The organism is Devosia sp. (genome assembly GCF_965229025.1).
Taxonomy (GTDB): Bacteria; Pseudomonadota; Alphaproteobacteria; order Rhizobiales; family Devosiaceae; genus Devosia_A.
In genome coordinates this window covers 1117831-1138215 of the sequence record NZ_OZ245853.1, presented here as the reverse complement: position 1 = coordinate 1138215, position 20385 = coordinate 1117831, and the positions used below count along the sequence as shown (strand labels likewise).

The following is a 20385-nucleotide window of genomic DNA, read 5'->3' as shown; positions in this document are numbered from 1 at the left end:
GGTCATTTTTCGTCTCCAATATCTTCGCCGTCCCAATAGTCGAGGACGGGTTTGTCACGGCCGCGCAGCACGAACTCGGCACCCATCATGCCGCTGCCGGCCGGAATGCCGGATGCGACCATGAACTTGCCGCTGTCCGGGTACTCGCAGATGTCTGGATCATTCCGGGTCGAAATCGCGAAGTAGCGCAGATCGTTCGTCCCGGAATTGATCAACTGGTGTGCGGTCGAGGCGTCGCCTGCCACCGCGGAAATGACGTCGCCGGCGCTCACCGGCCATTGCTCGGCGCCCTTGCGGAACGTCCCCTCGCCATCGAGGATGATGAACATCTCCTCGTTGTTGCGGTGCGAGTGGAACGGAAACCCGATCTTGCCGGGCGGCACCACGATGTACTGCGCCCCCAGAGCCTGCATCCCGACAACGCCGCCGATACGGCCAGCCGCGCTGGCAAAGCGGCTGCCCTTTTCGGTCAGCTTCATGTCGAGATCGGCAATGTTGACGATCGGCTTGCTCACGGCTGGCGCACCCTGCCCGATTTGTACTCGTCCACCGTATGCTGCGTGTCGCCCTTGCGCGCCACGGCAACGAGGTACACCGCCGTCCCAACGATGGCGAACCCGAAGAAGGTCACGATGCCGATGAAGGGCTCCCGATAGCCGAACGAGAACAGGAACAGCCCCACGGCTCCAGCCAGCAGCGCGCCTGCAAAGAGCGTCACCACCATCTTGCCCTCAGTGCTCACCGCTCCCATGCGTGTCGCCTTGGGCTCAGTCAGCGGAAAGCGGCGGGCAAACCAGTACTTGCTCATATCGAAGTCTCTCCACTGCTCGGGCGCACTGCAGTGCTTTTGGTCGTCGCCGCCCAGATAAAAGTCGCGGCACCGGCCACGGCACAAAACACAAACACCGCGATCCCGAGTGCAAGCAGGCCCATCAGACCCAGCAGCAGAAACAGCACACCGCCGCCAACCATGGCGCCGACGAACCCGGCAATGACCGCCCAGCCCTGCCAGGCGATCGGCGAAACCGAACGCCCAGCCGCAGGCCGATAGAACCAGTATGTGCTCATTGCTGGTCTCCAGTGCGGTCCCGCAATTATCCCACACTGCCTTCCAGCGAGATCGAGATCAGCTTCTGCGTCTCGACCATGAACTCCATCGGCAGGTGCTGCAGGACGTCGCGGACGAAGCCGTTGACGATTAGTGCCACCGCCTCTTCCTCGCTCAGCCCGCGCTGCTGGCAGTAGAACATCTGGTCATCCGAAATCTTGGATGTCGTCGCCTCGTGCTCGAACACCGCGCTGGCATTCCGGCTCTCGATATAGGGCACGGTGTGCGCGCCGCAGGTGTCGCCGATCAACAGGCTGTCGCACTGGGTGAAGTTGCGCGCACCCTTGGCCTTGGCGTGGGCCGAAACCTGGCCCCGGTAGGTATTGTCCGAGAACCCGGCGGCGATGCCCTTTGAAATGATCCGGCTGGTGGTGTTCTTGCCCAGGTGGATCATCTTGGTGCCGCTGTCGACCTGCTGGTGGCCGTTCGAAATCGCGATCGAGTAGAACTCGCCCGACGAGTTGTCTCCGCGCAGGATGCAGGACGGGTACTTCCAGGTGATGGCCGAGCCGGTCTCGACCTGCGTCCAGCTGATCTTGGAATTGTCGCCCCGGCAGTCGCCGCGCTTGGTCACGAAATTGTAGACCCCGCCTTTGCCGTTCTTGTCGCCGGGGAACCAGTTCTGAACCGTCGAGTACTTGATCTCGGCGTCCTTCATGGCAACCAGTTCGACCACTGCGGCGTGCAACTGGTTCTCGTCGCGCGAGGGTGCAGTGCAGCCTTCGAGATAGCTCACGTACGAGCCTTCGTCGGCGATCAGCAGCGTGCGCTCGAACTGGCCGGTCTTGGCCTCGTTGATGCGGAAATAGGTCGAAAGCTCCATCGGGCAGCGCACGCCCTTAGGGATGTAGCAGAACGAGCCATCGGTGAAGACCGCCGAGTTCAGCGTCGCATAGAAGTTGTCCGACACCGGCACGACCGAGCCGAGATATTGCTTCACCAGATCTGGATACTCGCGGATCGCTTCGGAGATCGAGCAGAAGATAATGCCCATCTTGTTCAGCTCGGCGCGGAACGTCGTCGCCACCGACACCGAGTCGATCACCGCGTCCACGGCCACCCGCGTCTGCGGCTCGACGCCTGCCAGAAGCTCACGCTCCTTCAGCGGCACGCCCAGCTTTTCGTACATTTCGAGCAGCGCCGGATCGACCTCATCGAGCGACTTCGGCCGGTTGGCACCCTTTGGAGCCGAGTAATAGTACATGTCCTGGAAGTCGATCTTGGGGTAGTGCACCTTCGCCCAGACCGGCTCTTCCATGGTGAGCCAGCGCTTGAACGCTTCGAGCCGCCACTCCAGCATCCACTCCGGCTCGCCTTTTTTGGCCGAAATGAAGCGCACCGTCTCTTCGCTCAGACCCTTGGGAGCCTTGTCGCTCTCGATCTGCGTCTCGAACCCGTACTTGTACTTGTCGACATCGAGCGCGAGGACCTTCTCGACGGTCTCGTGCTCGATGTTTTCCTTGAGCGTGGGGATATCGAACGCTGCCATGATCTTCTTCCTATGCTGCGCGGCCATGGCGCGACCGATGCCGCCCCACAACCTCGCCAAAGCCCTTCAGATACGCCTCGACATCCGCGACGGATGACGAATAACCAAAACTCACACGCAAGCCGCACTCGGCGATCTCCGCCGGCACCTGCATCGCTGCCAGCACGTGACTGGCCCCGACCTTGCCCGACGAACAGGCCGAGCCCGATGATACCGCCAGACCCAGAAGGTCCAGCCCCATCATCGCCACGGCATTCTTCAGCCCCGGCACAGCAAAATTGCTGGTATTGCCGATCCGGTCGGCCTTCTCAGCAAACACCACCAGGTCCGGCGCAATCAGCTTCATCCCGTCCTCGGCAATCCGCACCAGTTCGCTGACATTAGCGTTGTAGAACCGGTCCGGGAACGCCAGCGCTGCCGCGCCAAAGCCAGCAATCGCCGCCGCCGACTCCGTGCCGCCGCGCCGCCCGCTCTCCTGCCCGCCGCCGGGGATGAGCCGCACCTGATCGGCATGGCCCTTCATCAGCAGCGCGCCGATCCCGGCCGGCCCGCCAATCTTGTGTCCGCTCACCGCCATCATATCGGGTGCGCGAGCAGCAAATTCCAGTTGCACCTTGCCCAAGGCCTGCACAGCATCGACAAACAGATAGTGCGGGCTCGGCCCGACGAGCATCTCGATCCGGTCAACCGGCTGGATCACGCCCGTCTCGTTGTTGACCAGATGCACCGCGACGAGCAGGCGCATCCCGACCATGTCCGCCTCGGCCAGAGCTGCCGCGATCTCCTCGACCCGGATCAGCCCATCGGCATCGAGCCCCACCCGCTTGACCGGCAACCCGGTTGCTTCAGCCGCCTTCAGCACCGCTGCATGCTCGCCAGCCGAAACCATGATGGCATTGACACCAAACGCCTTGGCCCCGCCAACGATCGCCTGCGTGATCGCTTCGGTCGCCGACCCGGTGAACACGACCTGGTCGCGCTCCGCTCCGGCCAATCGTGCCACCTGCCCGCGCGCATCATCAATGACAGCGCGCAGCGACCGGCCCTGCGCATGTACCGACGACGGGTTGCCCACCAGATCCAGCGCAGCCACTATTGCCGCGCGCGCCTCGGGCAGAAGCGGAGCGGACGCATTGTGGTCGAGATAGATCGACTGTCGCGTCATGGGCAAATCTGACCGCCTGAGCCTTCAATAATGGGTCCCGCAACGCCGTTGCGTCAGGGGGCTCGAAACAATTCTTGAAATTCGGCGCTCACTTTCTCTAAAAGGAGCGCTCACCAGCAACCGGAAGCGGTTGGACACCCAGCCACTGCCGCAGGAAAACTAGTTTAGAACCATTCGAAACTAGGTTTTCAGCCTTCGTTTTAGGCAGCGGCGCACCATTCGTCAAGCCGAGAGACCGGCCACAGGCACGGGCATCAGCCATGCGCAACAGAGCACAGCCCCGAAAAGTTGCAGACTTTTCGGACCAAGCTTGCGGCAAAGAGAAATTAGCAAGAGCACGATTCGATCGATCGAAATCGTGCTCTCAGAGGCCGACGGGGCCAAAAGAAAGAAGAAAAATGCCAGAAGTTATCTTCAACGGTCCCGAGGGCAGGCTTGAAGGCCGCTATCAGCAGGGCAAGGAAGCCAATTCCCCCATCGCCATCGTACTCCACCCGCACCCCCAGTTCGGCGGCACGATGAACAACCAGATCGTCTACAATCTCTTCTACATGTTCGCCCAGCGCGGCTTCTCGGTCCTGCGCTTCAACTCGCGTGGCGTCGGCCGCAGCCAGGGCATGTTCGACCACGGCATCGGCGAACTCTCCGACGCCGCTGCGGCGCTCGACTGGCTGCAGTCGCTCAACCGCGAGTCGCGCGGCTGCTGGATCGCCGGCTTCTCCTTCGGCGCCTGGATCGGCATGCAGCTCCTGATGCGCCGTCCGGAAGTCGAAGGCTTCATCTCCGTCAGCCCGCCGGAAAACCTCTACGACTTCTCCTTCCTCGCCCCCTGCCCGTCCTCTGGCCTGATCATCCACGGCGACAAGGACCGCGTCGCGCCTCCGACGGCGGTGCAGAAGCTGGTCGATAAGCTCAAGACCCAGAAGGGCATCACCATCGAGCAGCAGATCGTCGAAGGCGCCAACCATTTCTATGAAGGCAAGGTCGATGAATTGACCGCCGCCTGCGCCGAATATCTCGATCGCCGCCGCCTCGAAATCGCCGCCGGTATGGGCCGCTAGTTTTCCGTTCAGAAGGCGTTCATCGCGATGGCCAAGTTCAGGTCCGACTTCCTCAACGTCCTCGACCAGCGAGGCTTCATCCACCAGGTGTCCGACCCGGAGGGTCTGGATGCCTTGGCCATCAAGGGGCCCATCACCGGCTATGTCGGCTACGATGCGACTGCAACCAGCATTCACATCGGCAATTTGATAACCGTGACAATGCTTTACTGGCTGCAGGAAACGGGCCACAAAGCTATCAGCCTGATGGGCGGCGGCACCTCGATGGTCGGCGACCCGTCCTTCCGCGATGACCAGCGGCAGTTGCTGACCGTCGAGAAGATCGCTGCCAATATCGACAGCATCAAGAAGGTGTACGCAAACATCCTTGACTATAATGGCTCAAATCCAGCCATCATGGTCAACAATGCCGACTGGCTGCTCAAGCTCAACTATGTCGAATTCCTTCGCGACGTCGGGCGTTTCTTCTCGGTCAACCGCATGCTCTCGTTCGACTCGGTCAAGACCCGGCTCGATCGCGAGCAGTCGCTGAGCTTCCTTGAGTTCAACTACATGATCATGCAGGGCTACGACTTCGTCGAGCTCAACCGCCGCTACGGCACCGTCCTGCAGATGGGTGGCTCCGACCAATGGGGCAATATTATCAACGGTGTAGACCTCAGCCACCGCATGGGCGGCGCGCAGCTCTACGCCCTGACGACGCCACTGCTCACCAAGTCATCCGGCGAAAAGATGGGCAAGTCCGCCTCCGGCGCCGTCTGGCTCAACGGCGATCTCTTCTCGCCCTACGATTTCTGGCAATACTTCCGCAATACTGAGGATGCCGACGTCGAAAAGTGGCTGAAGATCTTCACCCGGCTCCCGCTGGACGAGATAGCGCGCCTCACCGCGCTCGGCGGTACCGAGGTGAACGAGGCCAAGAAGATCCTCGCAACCGAAGTCACCGCCATTGTCCACGGCCGCCAAGCTGCTGAACAAGCTGCGAAAACTGCCGCGGCGACGTTCGAGTCCGGTTCGCTCGACCTGTCCCTGCCCACCGCAGAAGTGCCAGGCCTCCCAGAAGGCATCGGCTTGCTCTCGGCGCTGGTCACCTCAGGCCTCGCCGCGTCAAACGGTGAAGCCCGTCGTCACGTCCAGTCCGGCGCGGTGCGGGTGAATGATCAGCCCGCCACCGACGAGCGGCGCGCCTTGGCCGCTTCCGACCTGCTGCCGGAAGGCGTGATCAAGCTCTCCGTCGGCAAGAAGAAGCACGCTTTGCTGAAGCCGATCTGACCGGCTTAACGCGTTACCAGGACAGGGATTTTCGAGTGCGCCAGCACCTCGTTGGTTTGGCTGCCCAGCAGCAGCCGGCCCAGCGCGCGACGGCCATGCGAGCCCATGACGATCAGCGTGGCGCCAATGCTCTCAGCCGTCGAGATGATCCCCTCGGCCGCAAACGCATTCTCCACTAGGACGGTTTTCACCGCTACCCCGGCAGCCGCGACGCGCGCCTCAGCTGCCTTCAACAACTGCCGCGCGCCTTCGAGCTGCGCTTCAAGCACTTCGGGCACCGGGTCGAACGTCGTACCAGCAATGCCTGCATAGCCGCCCATGTAGACGTTCAGCGGATCGGTCACGGTAACGACGGTAATGGTCGACCCCGCCAGCATTGCGAGTTCAATTGCGTGGTCGAGCGCCCGCATGGCAAGCTCGGAACCATCTGTAGCAACAAGCACTTGAGCGTACATTCGCGCCTCCAAATCTGATTGGGCGACACTGCCCTAAAAGATGTGGGGCTGCCTTGACCAAGATCAAGAGGGAGTGCGATTGGCCCGCGCTACTCGACCCGCGGGATCTCTTTCGCACGATACTCAAACATCCGGCGGAACGCGCCTGGCGCCAGCGCCGACATCGGGTTGACCTTGAAGTCCGGCTTGTCGAGCGGCCCACGAATGGCGAACGTCACGCCAAACAGCCCCTCGTTCTTCCGCCCGGCCAATGGCCCAAGCAGCTTGGCAAAGGCATTGTTGAGCCCAAACAGCGGGACGTAGGTGCCGGTAATGTCGTATTGGCGCTTGTCCGTGTAGATGAACCCACGCGCCGTACCGCCCACCGTGGAACCCGCCAGCACGGCATCCGTGATCTCGACGCGGTCGCTTCGGCGCACGAAGTTCACTTCCCCGCTCTTGAACTCAAGCTTGTTCGACTTGGCAATCAAGGCTTTGGATTCACTATGGTTTCCGAGAATTTTGGCAACCGTCGCCTCGTTGACGAAGGCAAAGTTCTTCAGAACGAACTGCCCTGAATCCGTCCTCTGCTCGGTGTTGGTAGCCATCACCAGGCTACCCTCACCACCCTCCACATTGGGGTAGACGCCAAGCAGCCGCAGCAGCGTACCGAGGTCGTTGAACGCCACCGACATCACCTTGCCGTCGGGCGAGGGATTGGTCGTCACGGAGACACTGCGATCCCCACCGAGGTTGGCTTGCAGATTGACGCTCCGCAGATCCGCGCCGTTCAGCGACAGGTTCAGATTGACGTTGAACGCCGTCGTCTTGAAAAACCCAAGTGCCCGCTTGAGTTCGACATCGGCGACAATGGTCTGCTTGATCGCGGTGGCTTGCGGACCGCCCGTCGAATCTGCGCTCAACCCAAAAAAGCGCCGGAACATGGGCTTGAGATCAAGCTGGTTGCCTCGCACCTTGATCTGGTAGCCGCCCTTCACCGGCGCTACGGACAACTGAGCGTCGTCGTCGGGACTCAAGGCGAAGGTCGTGAATTCGGCTGACTGTAGTCCGTCCTTGGAGTCGTACCCGATCCCGCCATTCAGCCTGACATCCCCGAACGCCACCTCGATGTGACTGATGTCCACAAGGTCGCCAGTCTGCTTCACGGCTGCCTGGGCCGAGCCAGCCACTCCGGCCGCCTTTTCGATGCCAAGATCCTTGATCGTTACCTTGGCCTTCTGCAGATCCAGCGCCACCTGCAGCGTGCCATCGGCCATCGGCCGCGCAACAAACGTCACCGACCCCGACATGAAAGAGGATGCATCGAACCCCATCTTCTTGAGGTCTGCGGCGTCCAAAGTGGCGCTCAAAAGGATATCCGGCGGCGGCGCCCCAACGGCGATCTTGCCGTCCACGACCAGATCGGCAGGCAGGCCATCGACCTCGGCCGTTCCTGTCAGGCGATAGCCGGCCTGCGAAACGAGGAAGGACAACTGCCCGTTGCCGATCGTCCGCCCCTGAAGGGGAGCGGTGGAGCCAAAATCCTGCACCACGCCATTGATCGCGTAGTCGACGCTCTTGGTCGCCCCACTGGCCTTGTCGAGCACGATGGTCGAAACTAGGGAGAGCGTGACACCACCCTTAAGAGCCGAAACGTCGAGCGGTAGTTTTGCGTTTTTCAGGGCGTCGGGCTGCTGCTCATTGGCAAAAGCCACCAGCGCCGGAATGCTCCCCGAGAGATCCCCGGAAATCTCGAACAGCGACTCACCAGGGACTTCCGATTTGATCACCAGCGCCGCATTGGCGACGGCCAGCCCACCCGCTGGGGTTTCGAGTTGCGCACCGCCAGCGGAAATCGTGACATTGGCTTCGCGAATAGTGAGCTTGGTTTCACCATCAATGGAGATGGGCGCCATCGTCGCCGTCGGCTTGACCGTCACCCCCTCGCCAACCAGATCGATCGATAGTGATCCGGGCGGCAGGGGCTGATCCTTCACCGTGGGGTCGAGCGACCCCACTGGGAAGTTGTACCGCATAGACGACGCCTTCAGGCGGCCGCCAACCACGTTGTTCACAAACCAGGCTCGCGAATCCGCAGAGACAAACGCCGGCCAAACCCGCTTCAGGTCGTCCGCACTGACGCCATCGCCAGCGATCGTCATCTGAAAGCCGACGCCCTTGCGGATCATATCGACCCGCCCAGTGGCCGCGATCTGACCGCCGTCCGCTGTCTTGAGTTCAAGCTGGTCGATACCGGTCGCGCCGTAGAGCGGCGCTGACCAGCCAGAAAACGTGAGTGAACTGAAAGGACTAGCAGGCGCGCCAATGTCCGAATAGATGGCGATATCCCGCGCGCTCATCTGCATGCTGATCGTGGGTCCATACTGAGCGTCAAGGCCGAGCCTGAACACCCCCTGCACGTAACCCGTATTCATCCCGACGCTGACCTGGGTTTCTGCCATTGTGAACTGGCCGAGCTCGGGCTCCCAGTGCACCTCAGCGATGGAGGTCGCAACGGGGAAATACTGACCTGCAACCTTCAGATCCATGCCCGTCATATCAACATGGAAGTCGCCGCCCGTCAGTTTGAGGCTCTGGGCGTCAAAGCCCACATCGATCGAGACCGCCATGGTACCGACCAGTTCTGCTGCAGCCCCCGTCTCCCCAGCCGCAGGCGAAAACGCCGAGGGATCGAAGTTGGTGATCGACATCTTCATGCGGTCATCGTTGGAGGACCCAGGCACCCACTCAACGATGCCGTTCATGATGGTGCCGGCAAACTCCGCGGTGAAGTTTCCGGCAGCAGACTTGGCATCGGCGCTCGGAGCAATTTCGACGTTGATGTCCTTGAAGGTCCGGAACACGCCATAGACGGCGTCGTTCATTTCGAGGGTGCCACCACGAACCACCAGTTTGGAGAAATTCCCCAACCGCGCCTGTTCGATGATCCCTGCAATGCCCTTACCGGCCGCCTCGAGGTTGTAAACCAACCAGTCGTTGTCCGACCTGATGCCAAGTTTGGGGTCCGGAACCGTTCCCTTAACGTCCACGCCCTCCGGAGAAAGCGTTACATCGGGGAACGAATCCTGCCCCTCGATAACCCGGACCGTCCGCGAACCGTCTGGCGCATCCTCATATTCGAACTTGGCGAGCCGCGGCCCGAACAGGTCCTGATTGACCTGCAGATGCGGCCCGACGATCGTCACCGTCGCCCCGGGCTGCCCGACCAGCGCCCGAACCGGCGAAAAACCAACCTCGAGCGCGTCCATGCTGACGGCGCCACCGGTCTTGTCGTCCTTATACGTCACCGGCTTGAACTGGATGACCGGCCAGACGTAGTCCTCCAGCGCCAGGGCCATATCGCCCAGCTCGAGCTGGCTGCCTGCCGGCATTGAATTCACGACGATATTTCGTACCTGCTCGCTTACGAACGGCAGCGGAATAGGCGTGACCAGCAACACCACATAGAGCACAGCAACAAGCACGACGGGCGCACCAACAGCTGCCGCCGCAATCCTGCCCAGAATGCGCCATGCCGAGCGCTTGCGGTGCTGGAGGCCAGGTGCTGGTGTGGGTTTCACTGCGTTCCGACTTGAGAGGGCCCAGTTCGCTGCCATAATCTAGAATCAGAATTGGGCAGCCATTCACTGGGTGATGATACCGGCTGTAATATGGCACCAACACCCCTCACTTCCGTGAGTTTACACCTTCCCAGCCCAAGGCGAGCAAATCCGATGTCTGTACCTGCCATTGGCACTCCTGCCCCAGATTTTGAACTGATGACAGACAGCCGGGAGTTGTTTCGTCTGTCCGCTCACAAGGGGCAGATGGTTGTCCTCTACTTCTATCCCCAGGATGACACTGAGGGTTGCACGCTGGAGAACATCGAGTTCACCGACCTTTTGCCCGAGTTCAAAGCCTTGAAAGCCGCAGTGGTGGGGATATCGCCCGACACCATAGAAAAGCACTGTACGTTTCGGGACAAATACAACCTCGGCGTGCCGCTCGCTTCAGACCCCGACCGCACGGTCATTTCCGCCTACGGCCTTTGGCAACTCAAGAAACTGTACGGCGTCGAGTTCATGGGCGTGAAACGGGCCACGGTCGTCATAGATACCGAAGGCAGGATCGCGGAGGTCCTTTATGCAACCCGGATCAAGGGGCACGCAGAAAAGGTACTCGCAGCAGCCCGGGCACTCGCCAATCCTACCGATCAAGCTGGCAAAACCCCCAGCAAAACCAAGAGATAAGCGGTTCAACTGAGGGTTTTTCGCGTTTATTAACCTTAACGCTCCATGATCACCGGACGAGAGTTGCGTCCCGGAGTTCCATTGTGCGTACGAAGTTGAGTAGCGCAAAACACGGTCACAAGGTGTTCAGCCGGCCCCACGTGAAGCCGGTGCCGCACCCGCACAAATCTGGAATCCGTCCGGCAGTTTTCTACGGTTGTTTTGCCGCCCTGTTCGCCACCAACGTCGCCACTCTCGTTGGCTTCCTAATGGCCCCAGACATCTCAGCACTCATGAGCGGCCGCATGGACGTGGTAGTTTCTGCCTACGAGGATCGCATTTCGCAACTGCGTGTCGAGGTAGACCGCCTTCACTCGCGCCAGTACGCCCAGACCGGTGACATAAACCTGCAACTGCAGGAAGTGACCCAGCAGCAGGAGTTGCTGCTCGAACAGCACCAACTGGTCAAGCAATTGGCCCAGAAAGCCAACGAACTCGGCATCGACACCGAAAACCTGCCCGAGCGCGAGGATGCCGCTGAGGCCGCGCCTGCGGTGCAACCCGGCTCGCCTACCGGCAACCTCGACCTGGCCCAGGTGTCCGCCAGCATGACCTCGATGATGGATGACAGCCGCCTGGCTCTCGCGACGTTGAACGAGACCGCCACGGAATCTACCGACGCGATTCTTGGCACGCTGGGCGGGCTCGGCATAAAGCCGAAGATGCCCAAGGACCTCGACAGCGGCGTCGGCGGCCCGCTGCTCCCCGCTGTCGATGCGCCGGACGACTCGAGCTCGATTGTTGACGACGCCAACGAAGTCTACCTCGCCCTCGCCCGCTTCAAGGCGGCACGCGGTGCCATCGACATGGCGCCGATTCACGGCCCAATGGACCAGATGACCCGCATCAGCTCCGGGTTCGGCAACCGCACCGATCCGTTTACCGGCGGCCGCGCCTACCACGCCGGCCTCGACTTCCCAGCGCCCAAGGGCACAATCGTGCTGAGCGCAGGCTATGGGCAGGTGACGTTTGTGGGCGAACGCTCCGGTTACGGCAACACTTTAGAGATCACCCATGGCTCAGGTCTGGTGACGCGGTACGGCCACCTGTCGGCCTTCCTCGTCAAGGAGGGCCAGGTGGTCGATACAGGTACGCCCATCGCCCGGGTCGGCTCAACCGGCCGCTCAACCGGACCACACCTGCATTTCGAAGTCCGGCAACGGGATGTGGCTGTCGATCCCGGAAAATACCTGTCTGCTGGCAAGGCCTTGGCCCGATTTCTCGGAGCTTGAGCCCGGCGCACTTTCTGTTGACGCCAACTGTTGCAAATCAGCCATGCACAGCGACAAGGGAGACACTTGTTCTGGTTTTTCTCGCCGGGCGGGTTTAGGGTCGCGCCACAATGCTGATGACCTCAGATATTCCGACGATGCTCAGGCTGCATCGCGCGATGTTCGTCGCGCGTGAGGTGGACCGCGTTGAACAGGACCTCGTCAAACAGGGACTGGCGCATTTTCATGTTTCCGGGGCCGGGCATGAAGCGACGGCACTTGTCGCCGACTATCTCGGGCCGCAGGACTGGCTGCACCTCCATTATCGGGACAAGGCGCTGCTGCTGGCGCGCGGCCTGCCAATCGCAGAGTTTTTCCGCAGCCTCCTTGCTACTGGTTCTTCGCACTCGGCCGGCCGGCAGATGAGCGCGCACTTTTCGGCGCGTGACCTGCAGATCACCTCGATGGTCGGTCCTGTCGGCAACAACGCGCTGCACGCGGTGGGCAACGCGCAGGCCGTAAAGTACCACCCAGATGCACCAGTCGTGATCTGCTGCGTCGGCGATGGCACAACGCAGCAGGGTGAGTTTCTTGAGGCGGTGGCCGAGGCGGTGCGCTCGGAAGCGCCAGTTGTCTTCATCGTCCAGAACAATCGCTGGTCGATCTCGACGCGCACGTCGGGGCAGACCTTCTTCGACTTGCCCGGCGGGCCGGCGGAGAGCCTTTTCGGCCTGCCGATCCGGCGTGTCGATGGCGTTGACCTGAGCGCCACTCGTGCCGCTTTCGAAGCTGCCGTCACAGAGACGCGCGCCAATCGCGCCCCGACCCTTCTGCTGCTCGACGTGGAGCGCCTGTCCGACCACACGAACGCCGACGATCAGGCGCTCTATCGTACCGCTGACGATATCCGTGCAAGCCGCACGCGCGACCCACTTGAGGCCATTCGACAGTCGCTGCGTGAGTCGCAGATGGGCGACGCCGCCCTCGCGATGCTGGAGACCAGCCTCATTGCGGAAGTTGCCGCTGCGGCCGCCGAGGCGCGCGCCGATGCGGCGCCGACTGTCGCGGGGAGCGCCAAGGCGCCCTACCCAGCCGAGTTTACCAGCCGCCGGGAGTACAGAGGCGATGCCAAGGCACCGCGTCTCACCATGCGCGAAGCACTCAATCGCGTGCTGCGCGACCAGTTGGACAACAACCGCGATATTTACCTGCTCGGCCAAGACATCGAGGATCCCAAGGGTGACGTCTTTGGGGTAACCCGAGGGCTATCGACGGCGTTCCCGGGCCGCGTGCACAATGCTGCGCTGTCGGAGTCGACCATCGTCGGCACATCCATTGGACGCGCCCTCGCTGGCCAGCGTCCCGTGGGTTTTCTCCAATTCGCCGATTTCCTGCCGCTCGCGTTCAACCAGATCATCTCCGAGCTCGGCTCGATGTTCTGGCGGACCAATGGCGCCTGGCAGGTCCCGGTGATCCTGATGGTCAGCTGCGGCGGCTACAAGGCGGGCCTCGGCCCGTTCCATGCGCAGACGCTGGAATCCATTCTCGCGCATGTTCCGGGTATCGACGTCGTTATGCCCTCAAGCGCCGGCGACGCAGCAGGCCTTCTGAACGCCGCCTTCTCCTCGGGACGGCCGACGGTTTTTCTCTACCCCAAGAGCAGCCTCAACCTCGCCGACCGGCGCACCTCCGAGGACACAGCCGACCAGTTTGTCCCTCCCGGCAAGGCGCGAACTGTGTCGCAGGGCAACGATCTGACGCTCGTCACTTGGGGCAACCCGCTGTTACAGAGCGTGCTGGCCACGGAAACGCTCGGCGCCAATGGAGCAACCGTCGAACTCATCGACCTGCGTTCGATTTCGCCGTGGGATCAGGACTCCGTCCTCCGCTCGGTGCGCCGCACTCGCAAGCTGCTCGTGGTCCACGAAGACAACCATACCGCTGGTTTTGGCGCAGAGGTACTGGCCACTGTGATGGAGCACGCCGGTGTCCCGGTCATGGCCAAGCGGGTCACACGCGACGACATACACGTGCCATTCCAGTTCGAACGCCAGATCGAGACGCTCCCGTCCTATCGCCGCATCATGCAGGCGGCGGCGGAACTGCTCGAGTTCGACCTGAGCTGGGAAGTCGAAGCCGCATCGACCGGCCCGGTGGCAATCGCCGCAATCGGCTCCGGCCCTGCTGACGATGAGGTCGAGATCGTCGAGCTGTTGATCAAGCCCGGTGACCACGTCAAGATCGGCGACCTGATCGCCGTGGTAGAAGCCACGAAGGCCGCCGTCGACGTGCAAGCAACCGTTTCGGGCAAGGTTCTGGTGGTCCCAGTCGCATTGAAGCAGAAGGTGCCCGTGGGCGCCCCTCTGGCTTATGTCGAGGCCGATGCAGGCTCGGTTCGACAAGCTGTGACAGTCACCAGCGAGCGGATCGATAAAGCCATTCTCACGCGCCGTGCCGCCGTGCAGTCGGCGCCCATCATTGGTCGCGCCGAAGTTCCAGTTGGCGTGGCCGGAATTGCGGGCGTGTCCGGTGGTCGCAAAGTCCAAAATTCCGATCTCAGGGGGAACTGGCAGACCCGCGACTCTGCGGACATCGTCAAGCTGACCGGGATCGAAAGCCGGCGCTGGGTTCAGCCCGGCGAGACGGTCTTGTCGCTGGCTGCTACCGCTACGGAAAAGCTGCTCGGCGAGCAGAAACTTGAAATCGGCGATATCGATCTGGTGATCGCGGCCACCGGGACGCCGGATGTGATCACGCCATCGCTGGCCTGCCGAGTTGCAGACCTGATGGCGAAGGGCAGCCGCGCCAACCTGCCCGCGTACGATATCAACGCCGCGTGCTCTGGCTATCTCTATGCGCTGGCGCAGGCCCGGGACTTTGTGACCAACCACCCGCAGGCGCGCGTGCTGGTCGTGACGTCGGAGGTCCTGTCTCCCCTGCTCGACCAGAACGACTTCAACACCGCGGTATTGTTCGGTGACGCGGCGACGGCATCGCTGGTGCAAAGCGGCGAGCGAGAAGTGCTGTTCACCTACGCCCGCCCGACCATCGCCGGAGCTCCGGAGCCCGGGGAATTGCTGAGTGTGCCGCGCGCTGGCGAGGGCTATATCACCATGAACGGCCGCGAGGTGTTCGCCGATGCCGTTCGAGCCATGACGCAGACCCTGATGTCGGCCTGCGCTTCCGAGGGCATCACCATGGAGGACATCGACCTGATGGTCCCCCATCAGGCCAATCAGCGCATTATTGATGCCATCGCACGCCGCTCTGGCCGCCCGGCGCATTCGATCATCCGCACCATGGGCAATACCAGTTCATCGACCATCCCGATGGCGCTGATGGACGCCTTGCCGACACGCAAGGCGGGCGATCGCCTCGGCCTCGTAGCCTTCGGCGGCGGCATCACCTACGCCGCCGCGATCGCGACAGTCGGCCAGTCGTAACTGGCCGACGCTTGCCAAGACGCGATCAGTCGACGTCTGTGACCCTGTCCGCGTACCCGGTGACTCGCGCCGCGAGTGATGCTTCCATGAAGTCGTCCAGGTCGCCATCGAGCACGGCTGACGTATTGGACGTCTCGTGGCCGGTTCTGAGGTCCTTGACCATCTGGTAGGGCTGCAGCACGTAGCTGCGGATCTGGTGCCCCCAGCCCACGTCGGTCTTAGCGGCAGCCTCGGCATTTGCCGCCACCTCGCGCTTCTGCAACTCCGCCTCGTAGAGGCGAGCTTTCAGCATTGCCATGGCCGTTGCGCGGTTCTTGTGCTGACTGCGCTCCTGCTGGCATGCCACGATGATGCCCGAGGGCACGTGGGTGATGCGGATGGCCGAGTCGGTCGTGTTGACGTGCTGGCCGCCGGCACCGGACGAACGATAGGTATCGACCTTCAGGTCGCTCTCGTTGATCTCGATGTTGATGGTGTCGTCAACCACCGGATAGACCCAGGCGCTCGAAAAGCTGGTGTGCCTCCGCGCTGCGCTGTCGTAGGGCGAAATGCGCACCAGGCGATGCACGCCGCTCTCCGTCTTCATCCAGCCGTAAGCGTTATGGCCGGTGACCTTGATCGTAGCGGACTTGATCCCGGCTTCTTCGCCGTCATGAATTTCCATCGTCTCGACTTTGAACTTACGCCGCTCCGCCCAGCGCGTGTACATGCGCAGGAGGATATTGGCCCAGTCCTGGCTTTCGGTGCCGCCCGCACCCGAGTGGATTTCGACATAACAGTCATTGGCGTCAGCTTCGCCTGACAGGAGCGTTTCCACCTGCGCGGACCGTGCTTCCTTCAGCACTTCGCGCAAAGCATCCTCTGCTTCCTTGACGACTTCGGCGTCGCCCTCGGCGTCGCCCATTTCGATCAGTTCGCGGTTGTCGCGGATCGCGGCTTCGAAGTGCTTGACCGCCTTGACCTGCACGTCGAGCTCATCACGCTTCTGCATGATCGGCCGCGCCTTCTCGGGATCGGCCCAGAAGTCTGGGTGCTCGGTACGGGCGTTCAGGTCATCTAGGCGAGACTGGGCAGTATCCCAGTCAAAGATGCCTCCTCAGCAGGCTTATGACCTGCTCGATTTCAGTGACGATTTTCTCAATTTCGGCGCGCATGGCTATCCTCAAAACTCTTGCCGTTCATGTAGTTGAGAGACGGCATCCGATCAACCCGTTCTTCCCCGCCTGCCAGACGCATGCTACGCAACTGGGCCAGCACAAGGGGCGATGCCGTGCCTACGATAGCAGAGATCAGTTTCGTCTCGAGCGGGACCCCCGAAGCAGACGCCGCCGCTGAGGCCCTGCGCCAGCGCTACGGCAACGTACCGTTTGCCGATGCCGGCGTGGTCGTTGCCCTCGGCGGCGACGGTCTGATGCTCCAGACCCTGCACCGCAAGATGGGCCAGGATGTTCCGGTCTACGGGATGAATTTCGGCTCGGTCGGCTTCCTGATGAATGACTACTCTGCCGAAGACCTGGTGGCCCGCCTTGCCGCCGCCAAGCCTACGCACATTTATCCGCTCGAAATGAAGGTGCGGCTTGAGGACGGTAGCGAACACGTGGCGCTCGCGCTCAACGAAGTCTCGCTGTTCCGCATGACCTATCAGGCGGTGAAGATCGAAATCATCGTCGATGGCCACACCCGGCTTGAGGAATTGATCTGCGACGGCGTGCTGCTATCCACTCCTGCCGGGTCCACCGCCTACAACCTCTCGGCACATGGCCCGATTCTGCCGATCGACTCGCCGCTCCTGGCCTTGACGCCGATCTCACCGTTCCGGCCCCGACGCTGGCGCGGCGCCATCCTCAACAATGCGGCCACGGTGACGTTTCGGACGCGCGAGGAGGCCAAGCGGCCGGTCAGTGCCGTGGCCGACAATGTCGAGTTCCAGCATGTCGTTGAAGTGATCGTGCGTGAAAACCGCAGCAAGCGGGTGACGCTGCTGTTTGACCCTGGGACGGGTTTGGACGAACGGGTGCTCAGCGAGCAGTTCCGCTACTAGGCAGCGGGCAATGCCAGCCGCTCTTCGAACCCGAGTTCAGGCAACGGCATTTCAGACTGCGTTTCTCCCGCAAAGGCCGACATCACCCCCCGTGCTGCACGGCGTGCCAGAATGACGTTCTGCTCCGACAGATAGCCAAACGCCTCTTCGAGATCCGCCGGGATCATCCCCTGATGATCCGCGATCAGTTCTTCGGTCAAAGCTGTGACCACAAAGTGCCGGGCCGCCAGATCGTCGGCAAGATCGGCCACCCGGGCATGAAAGATCAGCCGTGCCAGCAGGTTACGCACCGGTTCGGTCAATCCACAGCGGGAGAACAGAGCGTTGAGGGCAGCACGGCTGCCAGACTCAAGCAGCGTGAAGACCTTCTCGCGCGGCGTTTCGCCGAGTTCAGCGACGCAATCGGCGAAGAACAACACATGACCCTGGACGATCGCGTGCAGCAGTACCCGCGAGGACACCTGTTCGCGCTCAACCAACTCGCTAGCATAGGGCGAGCGCCCGGCCACAGCCTCTTCCTCGCCAATCCCGGTCAACGCTGTGTCGGTCGCATCGCGGAGCAAACGGTCCAGTCGCTGCGGCGCGATGGCACCCTTGACGATCCGCAGGTGACGCAGCGCCGAAGCGACGGCCTGCACCAGCAGGAAACGGCCCTCTGCGGGCAGATCAGAGCGGGCCAGAAGTGCGCCGCGTATCTCTGCGTCAGCAAGTCCCGCGCCACCGGCAAGGCGGACCAACGCCGAGGTGGAAAATTCAATGTCTGGCCGGCCCAGCAGTTTGAGCGTCAGCCCCCTGTCGCCAACATCGAGAAGTGCTTCGGCAACGCGGGCGCTCAGATGCTCCCGCATGGCGAGTGCCAGCAGCATGGTTGGCTCGCCAGCGCGAACCAGCGCCATCAGGTCGGCATCGACCAGCGCCGGGGAATACTGGGCAACGGCCCTCGCAATGACCGGGCTATCCTGCAGCAGCGCCAGGATGATTGGGCGTGGCGCATCGCCGGCATGCAGCAGGCCATAGGCCAGTGCGCCACGCACCCGAACTGACGGATCATCGAGGAACCCTATGAGAGCGGCATAGAGCGCGGCGTGTTCATCGGCAGGACCTTGGTGGCCGATATACGCCATTGCCGCCAGGTGGGCCGCTTGACCGCGGTCCTCGCTGTCACGCGACTGGCTGAGGGTGACAAAATCCTGGTACGCAACCATCAAACTCTCCGGCCGAACCGACCGGAAACCAAGCTAGCCGCGAAGGCTTAAGGAACGGTTCACCCTATTTGTTCAGGGCTCGCTAACCTACTGTTCGGCGCCACCCTGCCCATAAAGCTGGGTGAACAGCGCATTGCCTACCGCCTCATCCGCTGGGCTGATCAGCGCCCTGCCCGGCAGCGACGACTCGTTTGAGAACAGCGACGTGAACGACATGTCGTCGGTCGAAAACCGGGAGGGAATTGGCGTGGTGTCGGGCCATTTGCCGCCGGGAACGGCCGCCAGTTGCTGCGCGGCAAAGTTTACATCCGTGCCAGTCGCCGCGTCGTGCTGGGCCACAAGCGACTTGTAGACCTCCCGCACGCTGCGCGCCTCTCCGTTGGCATAAAAGATCGACCTATTGGCTTTCGCCTGTCTCGGAAACAGCGGCGCCGCCGCCTGATCGGGGTCGGCCAGCCCGGCCTTGAACAGCTTCTCTGCCCCCTGTGCTCCGAGGAAGTGGGCGATGTAGAGCTCGCCAGGACTTGGCATCCGCCCAAACTTTTCCTGCAGGTAAGCGCCGTTGCTGCGCGTATAAGCGGCCGCCAGATCGGCCGAGATCTGCGGGTCTTCACGTAGTTTCAGAACTTGCTGCTTCAGCGCCTTGTCGGCAATATAATAATCGCCGTCGGCATCGGTCTGGATGGCATCGGCATAGGCCTGATAGCCGAGCCTGGGGCCTTCTTGCTTCATCACCTGCAACCAGGTGCTATCAAGAAACTGGAACAGCCCAGTGGCGCTCGACGTCTGTGCCTTCGCCTTGGGATCGAGGCTGCTTTCGCGAATAGCCGTGTTCAACAAGTAGTCGAAGTCGACGTCGCTTTTGTCGCCTGCAGAGTCGATTGCGTAAGCGAGCGGCTGCGGCACCGAGACCGGTAACACCCCCATTGCTCGCCCCACCGCTCCGCTAACCTTTAGTTAACCAATGCACCGAGGCTGGTTAACAAATGGTTACGGAGCCCAGTGAGTCACCACGCTGTCGATTGAGGGCCGCTCGCGGTCCTCGGGAACGATTGTCGCGGTGCCGATATGCACAAACCCGACAAACCGCTCCCCGCCCTTGGCGCCCAGCATGGTCTGCGCCTCGACATTCTGGCCGTACCAGCGATTGGTCCAGCTCGCCGCATAGCCCATGGCAAAGGCCGCGTGGGACAGGTTGAAGCAGACATTGCCCGCCGACAGCAGTTGCTCGGTTTCGGACGCTTTGGGGTTGGGTTTGGGGGTGAGGATCACGCCTACCGTCAGCGGCGCCGGAAGGAACTGCCGTCGCTCGATCTCCAGCCCTGCTTCGTCGAGGTCAGGCCGCAGGCGCTTGGCAATTTGGGCGAGCTTTTCTCCAGCTTCCAAGCGCGCCGCGCCCTCGATGAGAATCAGCCGCCATGGCACGAACTTTCCGTGATCCGGCACACGGACGCCGATAGTGAGGATTTCCGAGAGCTCCTCAGGCGTCGGACCAGGGTCCTTGAGGAAGCCAATGCCAACGGAGCGGCGGGTTTTGAGGTAGTCACGAAGAGCAGCGTTGATGGGCATGTTCCAGTCCTTGCAGGGGGTGTCCGCTTATGACACAGCTTTTCCCTATTCCAAGGGTATGGGACGTTTTCTCAAGAAGCGAGCCGTCCCTTGCGGTC

General features: G+C 61.9%; 17 protein-coding genes. 6 read left to right on the top strand and 11 right to left on the bottom strand.

Annotation, left to right across the window (positions count from 1 at the left end):
• Positions 1 to 2 precede the first annotated feature (2 nt).
• From ACO06J_RS05625 to ACO06J_RS05605, 5 genes are read right to left on the bottom strand one after another with little or no spacing between them, the layout of a single operon-like run.
• On the bottom strand, positions 3 to 515 hold the full coding sequence (locus ACO06J_RS05625; RefSeq protein WP_421759723.1) for a cupin domain-containing protein: 513 nt from the start codon (positions 513 to 515) through the stop codon (positions 3 to 5).
• A complete protein-coding gene (locus ACO06J_RS05620) occupies positions 512 to 808 on the bottom strand; it encodes a hypothetical protein (RefSeq protein ID WP_421759722.1) in 297 nt (98 codons plus the stop codon). Before ACO06J_RS05620 ends, ACO06J_RS05625 begins: the two co-directional genes overlap by 4 nt.
• Positions 805 to 1068, bottom strand: coding sequence for a hypothetical protein (locus ACO06J_RS05615; RefSeq protein ID WP_421759721.1), 264 nt, complete (start codon positions 1066 to 1068; stop codon positions 805 to 807). Before ACO06J_RS05615 ends, ACO06J_RS05620 begins: the two co-directional genes overlap by 4 nt.
• A gap of 26 nt (positions 1069 to 1094) precedes the next feature.
• Entirely contained in the window at positions 1095 to 2597 is a 1503-nt protein-coding gene (gene sufB, locus ACO06J_RS05610; protein WP_421759720.1) for a Fe-S cluster assembly protein SufB, read from the bottom strand.
• 10 nt (positions 2598 to 2607) lie between these two features.
• Entirely contained in the window at positions 2608 to 3762 is a 1155-nt protein-coding gene (locus ACO06J_RS05605) for a cysteine desulfurase family protein (protein ID WP_421759719.1), read from the bottom strand.
• A gap of 260 nt (positions 3763 to 4022) precedes the next feature.
• Between ACO06J_RS05605 and ACO06J_RS05600 the strand changes: the two genes are divergently transcribed.
• On the top strand, positions 4023 to 4823 hold the full coding sequence (locus ACO06J_RS05600) for an alpha/beta hydrolase (RefSeq protein ID WP_421759718.1): 801 nt from the start codon (positions 4023 to 4025) through the stop codon (positions 4821 to 4823).
• 27 nt (positions 4824 to 4850) lie between these two features.
• Positions 4851 to 6095 (top strand): tyrosine--tRNA ligase, encoded by a 1245-nt coding sequence (gene tyrS, locus ACO06J_RS05595; protein ID WP_421759717.1) that lies wholly within the window; start codon positions 4851 to 4853, stop codon positions 6093 to 6095.
• 5 nt (positions 6096 to 6100) lie between these two features.
• On the opposite strand, the gene ACO06J_RS05590 is transcribed toward tyrS, so the two are convergent.
• The gene (locus ACO06J_RS05590; protein ID WP_421759716.1) at positions 6101 to 6550 is read right to left on the bottom strand and encodes a universal stress protein; all 450 of its coding nucleotides are present in this window, start codon (positions 6548 to 6550) and stop codon (positions 6101 to 6103) included.
• Positions 6551 to 6639: 89 nt separating this feature from the next.
• A complete protein-coding gene (locus ACO06J_RS05585) occupies positions 6640 to 10110 on the bottom strand; it encodes a hypothetical protein (protein ID WP_421759715.1) in 3471 nt (1156 codons plus the stop codon).
• Positions 10111 to 10263: 153 nt separating this feature from the next.
• Between ACO06J_RS05585 and ACO06J_RS05580 the strand changes: the two genes are divergently transcribed.
• The 3 genes from ACO06J_RS05580 (at position 10264) to ACO06J_RS05570 (ending at position 15472) form a co-directional block, all read left to right on the top strand.
• Complete coding sequence (locus ACO06J_RS05580) at positions 10264 to 10779, top strand: peroxiredoxin (protein WP_421759713.1); 516 nt, start codon at positions 10264 to 10266, stop codon at positions 10777 to 10779.
• A 284-nt stretch (positions 10780 to 11063) separates the two neighbouring features.
• Positions 11064 to 12050, top strand: coding sequence for a M23 family metallopeptidase (locus ACO06J_RS05575; RefSeq protein ID WP_421759712.1), 987 nt, complete (start codon positions 11064 to 11066; stop codon positions 12048 to 12050).
• A 110-nt stretch (positions 12051 to 12160) separates the two neighbouring features.
• Positions 12161 to 15472, top strand: coding sequence for a beta-ketoacyl-ACP synthase 3 (locus tag ACO06J_RS05570; protein WP_421759711.1), 3312 nt, complete (start codon positions 12161 to 12163; stop codon positions 15470 to 15472).
• Between the two features lie 25 nt (positions 15473 to 15497).
• Here ACO06J_RS05570 and prfB read toward each other — a convergent pair.
• Positions 15498 to 16626 (bottom strand): peptide chain release factor 2 gene (prfB, locus tag ACO06J_RS05565; RefSeq protein WP_421759710.1). Its coding sequence is split into 2 segments (ribosomal slippage): positions 15498 to 16556 and positions 16558 to 16626, totalling 1128 coding nucleotides; the frame shifts between segments, so codons are not numbered across the junction.
• An 80-nt stretch (positions 16627 to 16706) separates the two neighbouring features.
• Here prfB and ACO06J_RS05560 point away from each other — a divergent pair.
• Positions 16707 to 17513, top strand: coding sequence for an NAD kinase (locus ACO06J_RS05560; protein WP_421759709.1), 807 nt, complete (start codon positions 16707 to 16709; stop codon positions 17511 to 17513).
• Here the strand turns inward: ACO06J_RS05560 and ACO06J_RS05555 are convergent.
• From ACO06J_RS05555 to ACO06J_RS05545, 3 genes are all read right to left on the bottom strand, one after another.
• Positions 17510 to 18718, bottom strand: a complete 1209-nt coding sequence (locus ACO06J_RS05555; RefSeq protein WP_421759708.1) for a DUF2336 domain-containing protein — start codon at positions 18716 to 18718, stop codon at positions 17510 to 17512. The genes ACO06J_RS05560 and ACO06J_RS05555 overlap by 4 nt on opposite strands.
• Positions 18719 to 18805: 87 nt before the next feature.
• Complete coding sequence (locus tag ACO06J_RS05550; protein WP_421759707.1) at positions 18806 to 19645, bottom strand: transglycosylase SLT domain-containing protein; 840 nt, start codon at positions 19643 to 19645, stop codon at positions 18806 to 18808.
• 63 nt (positions 19646 to 19708) lie between these two features.
• The gene (locus tag ACO06J_RS05545) at positions 19709 to 20287 is read right to left on the bottom strand and encodes a nitroreductase family protein (protein ID WP_421759706.1); all 579 of its coding nucleotides are present in this window, start codon (positions 20285 to 20287) and stop codon (positions 19709 to 19711) included.
• Between the last annotated feature and the right edge of the window lie 98 nt (positions 20288 to 20385).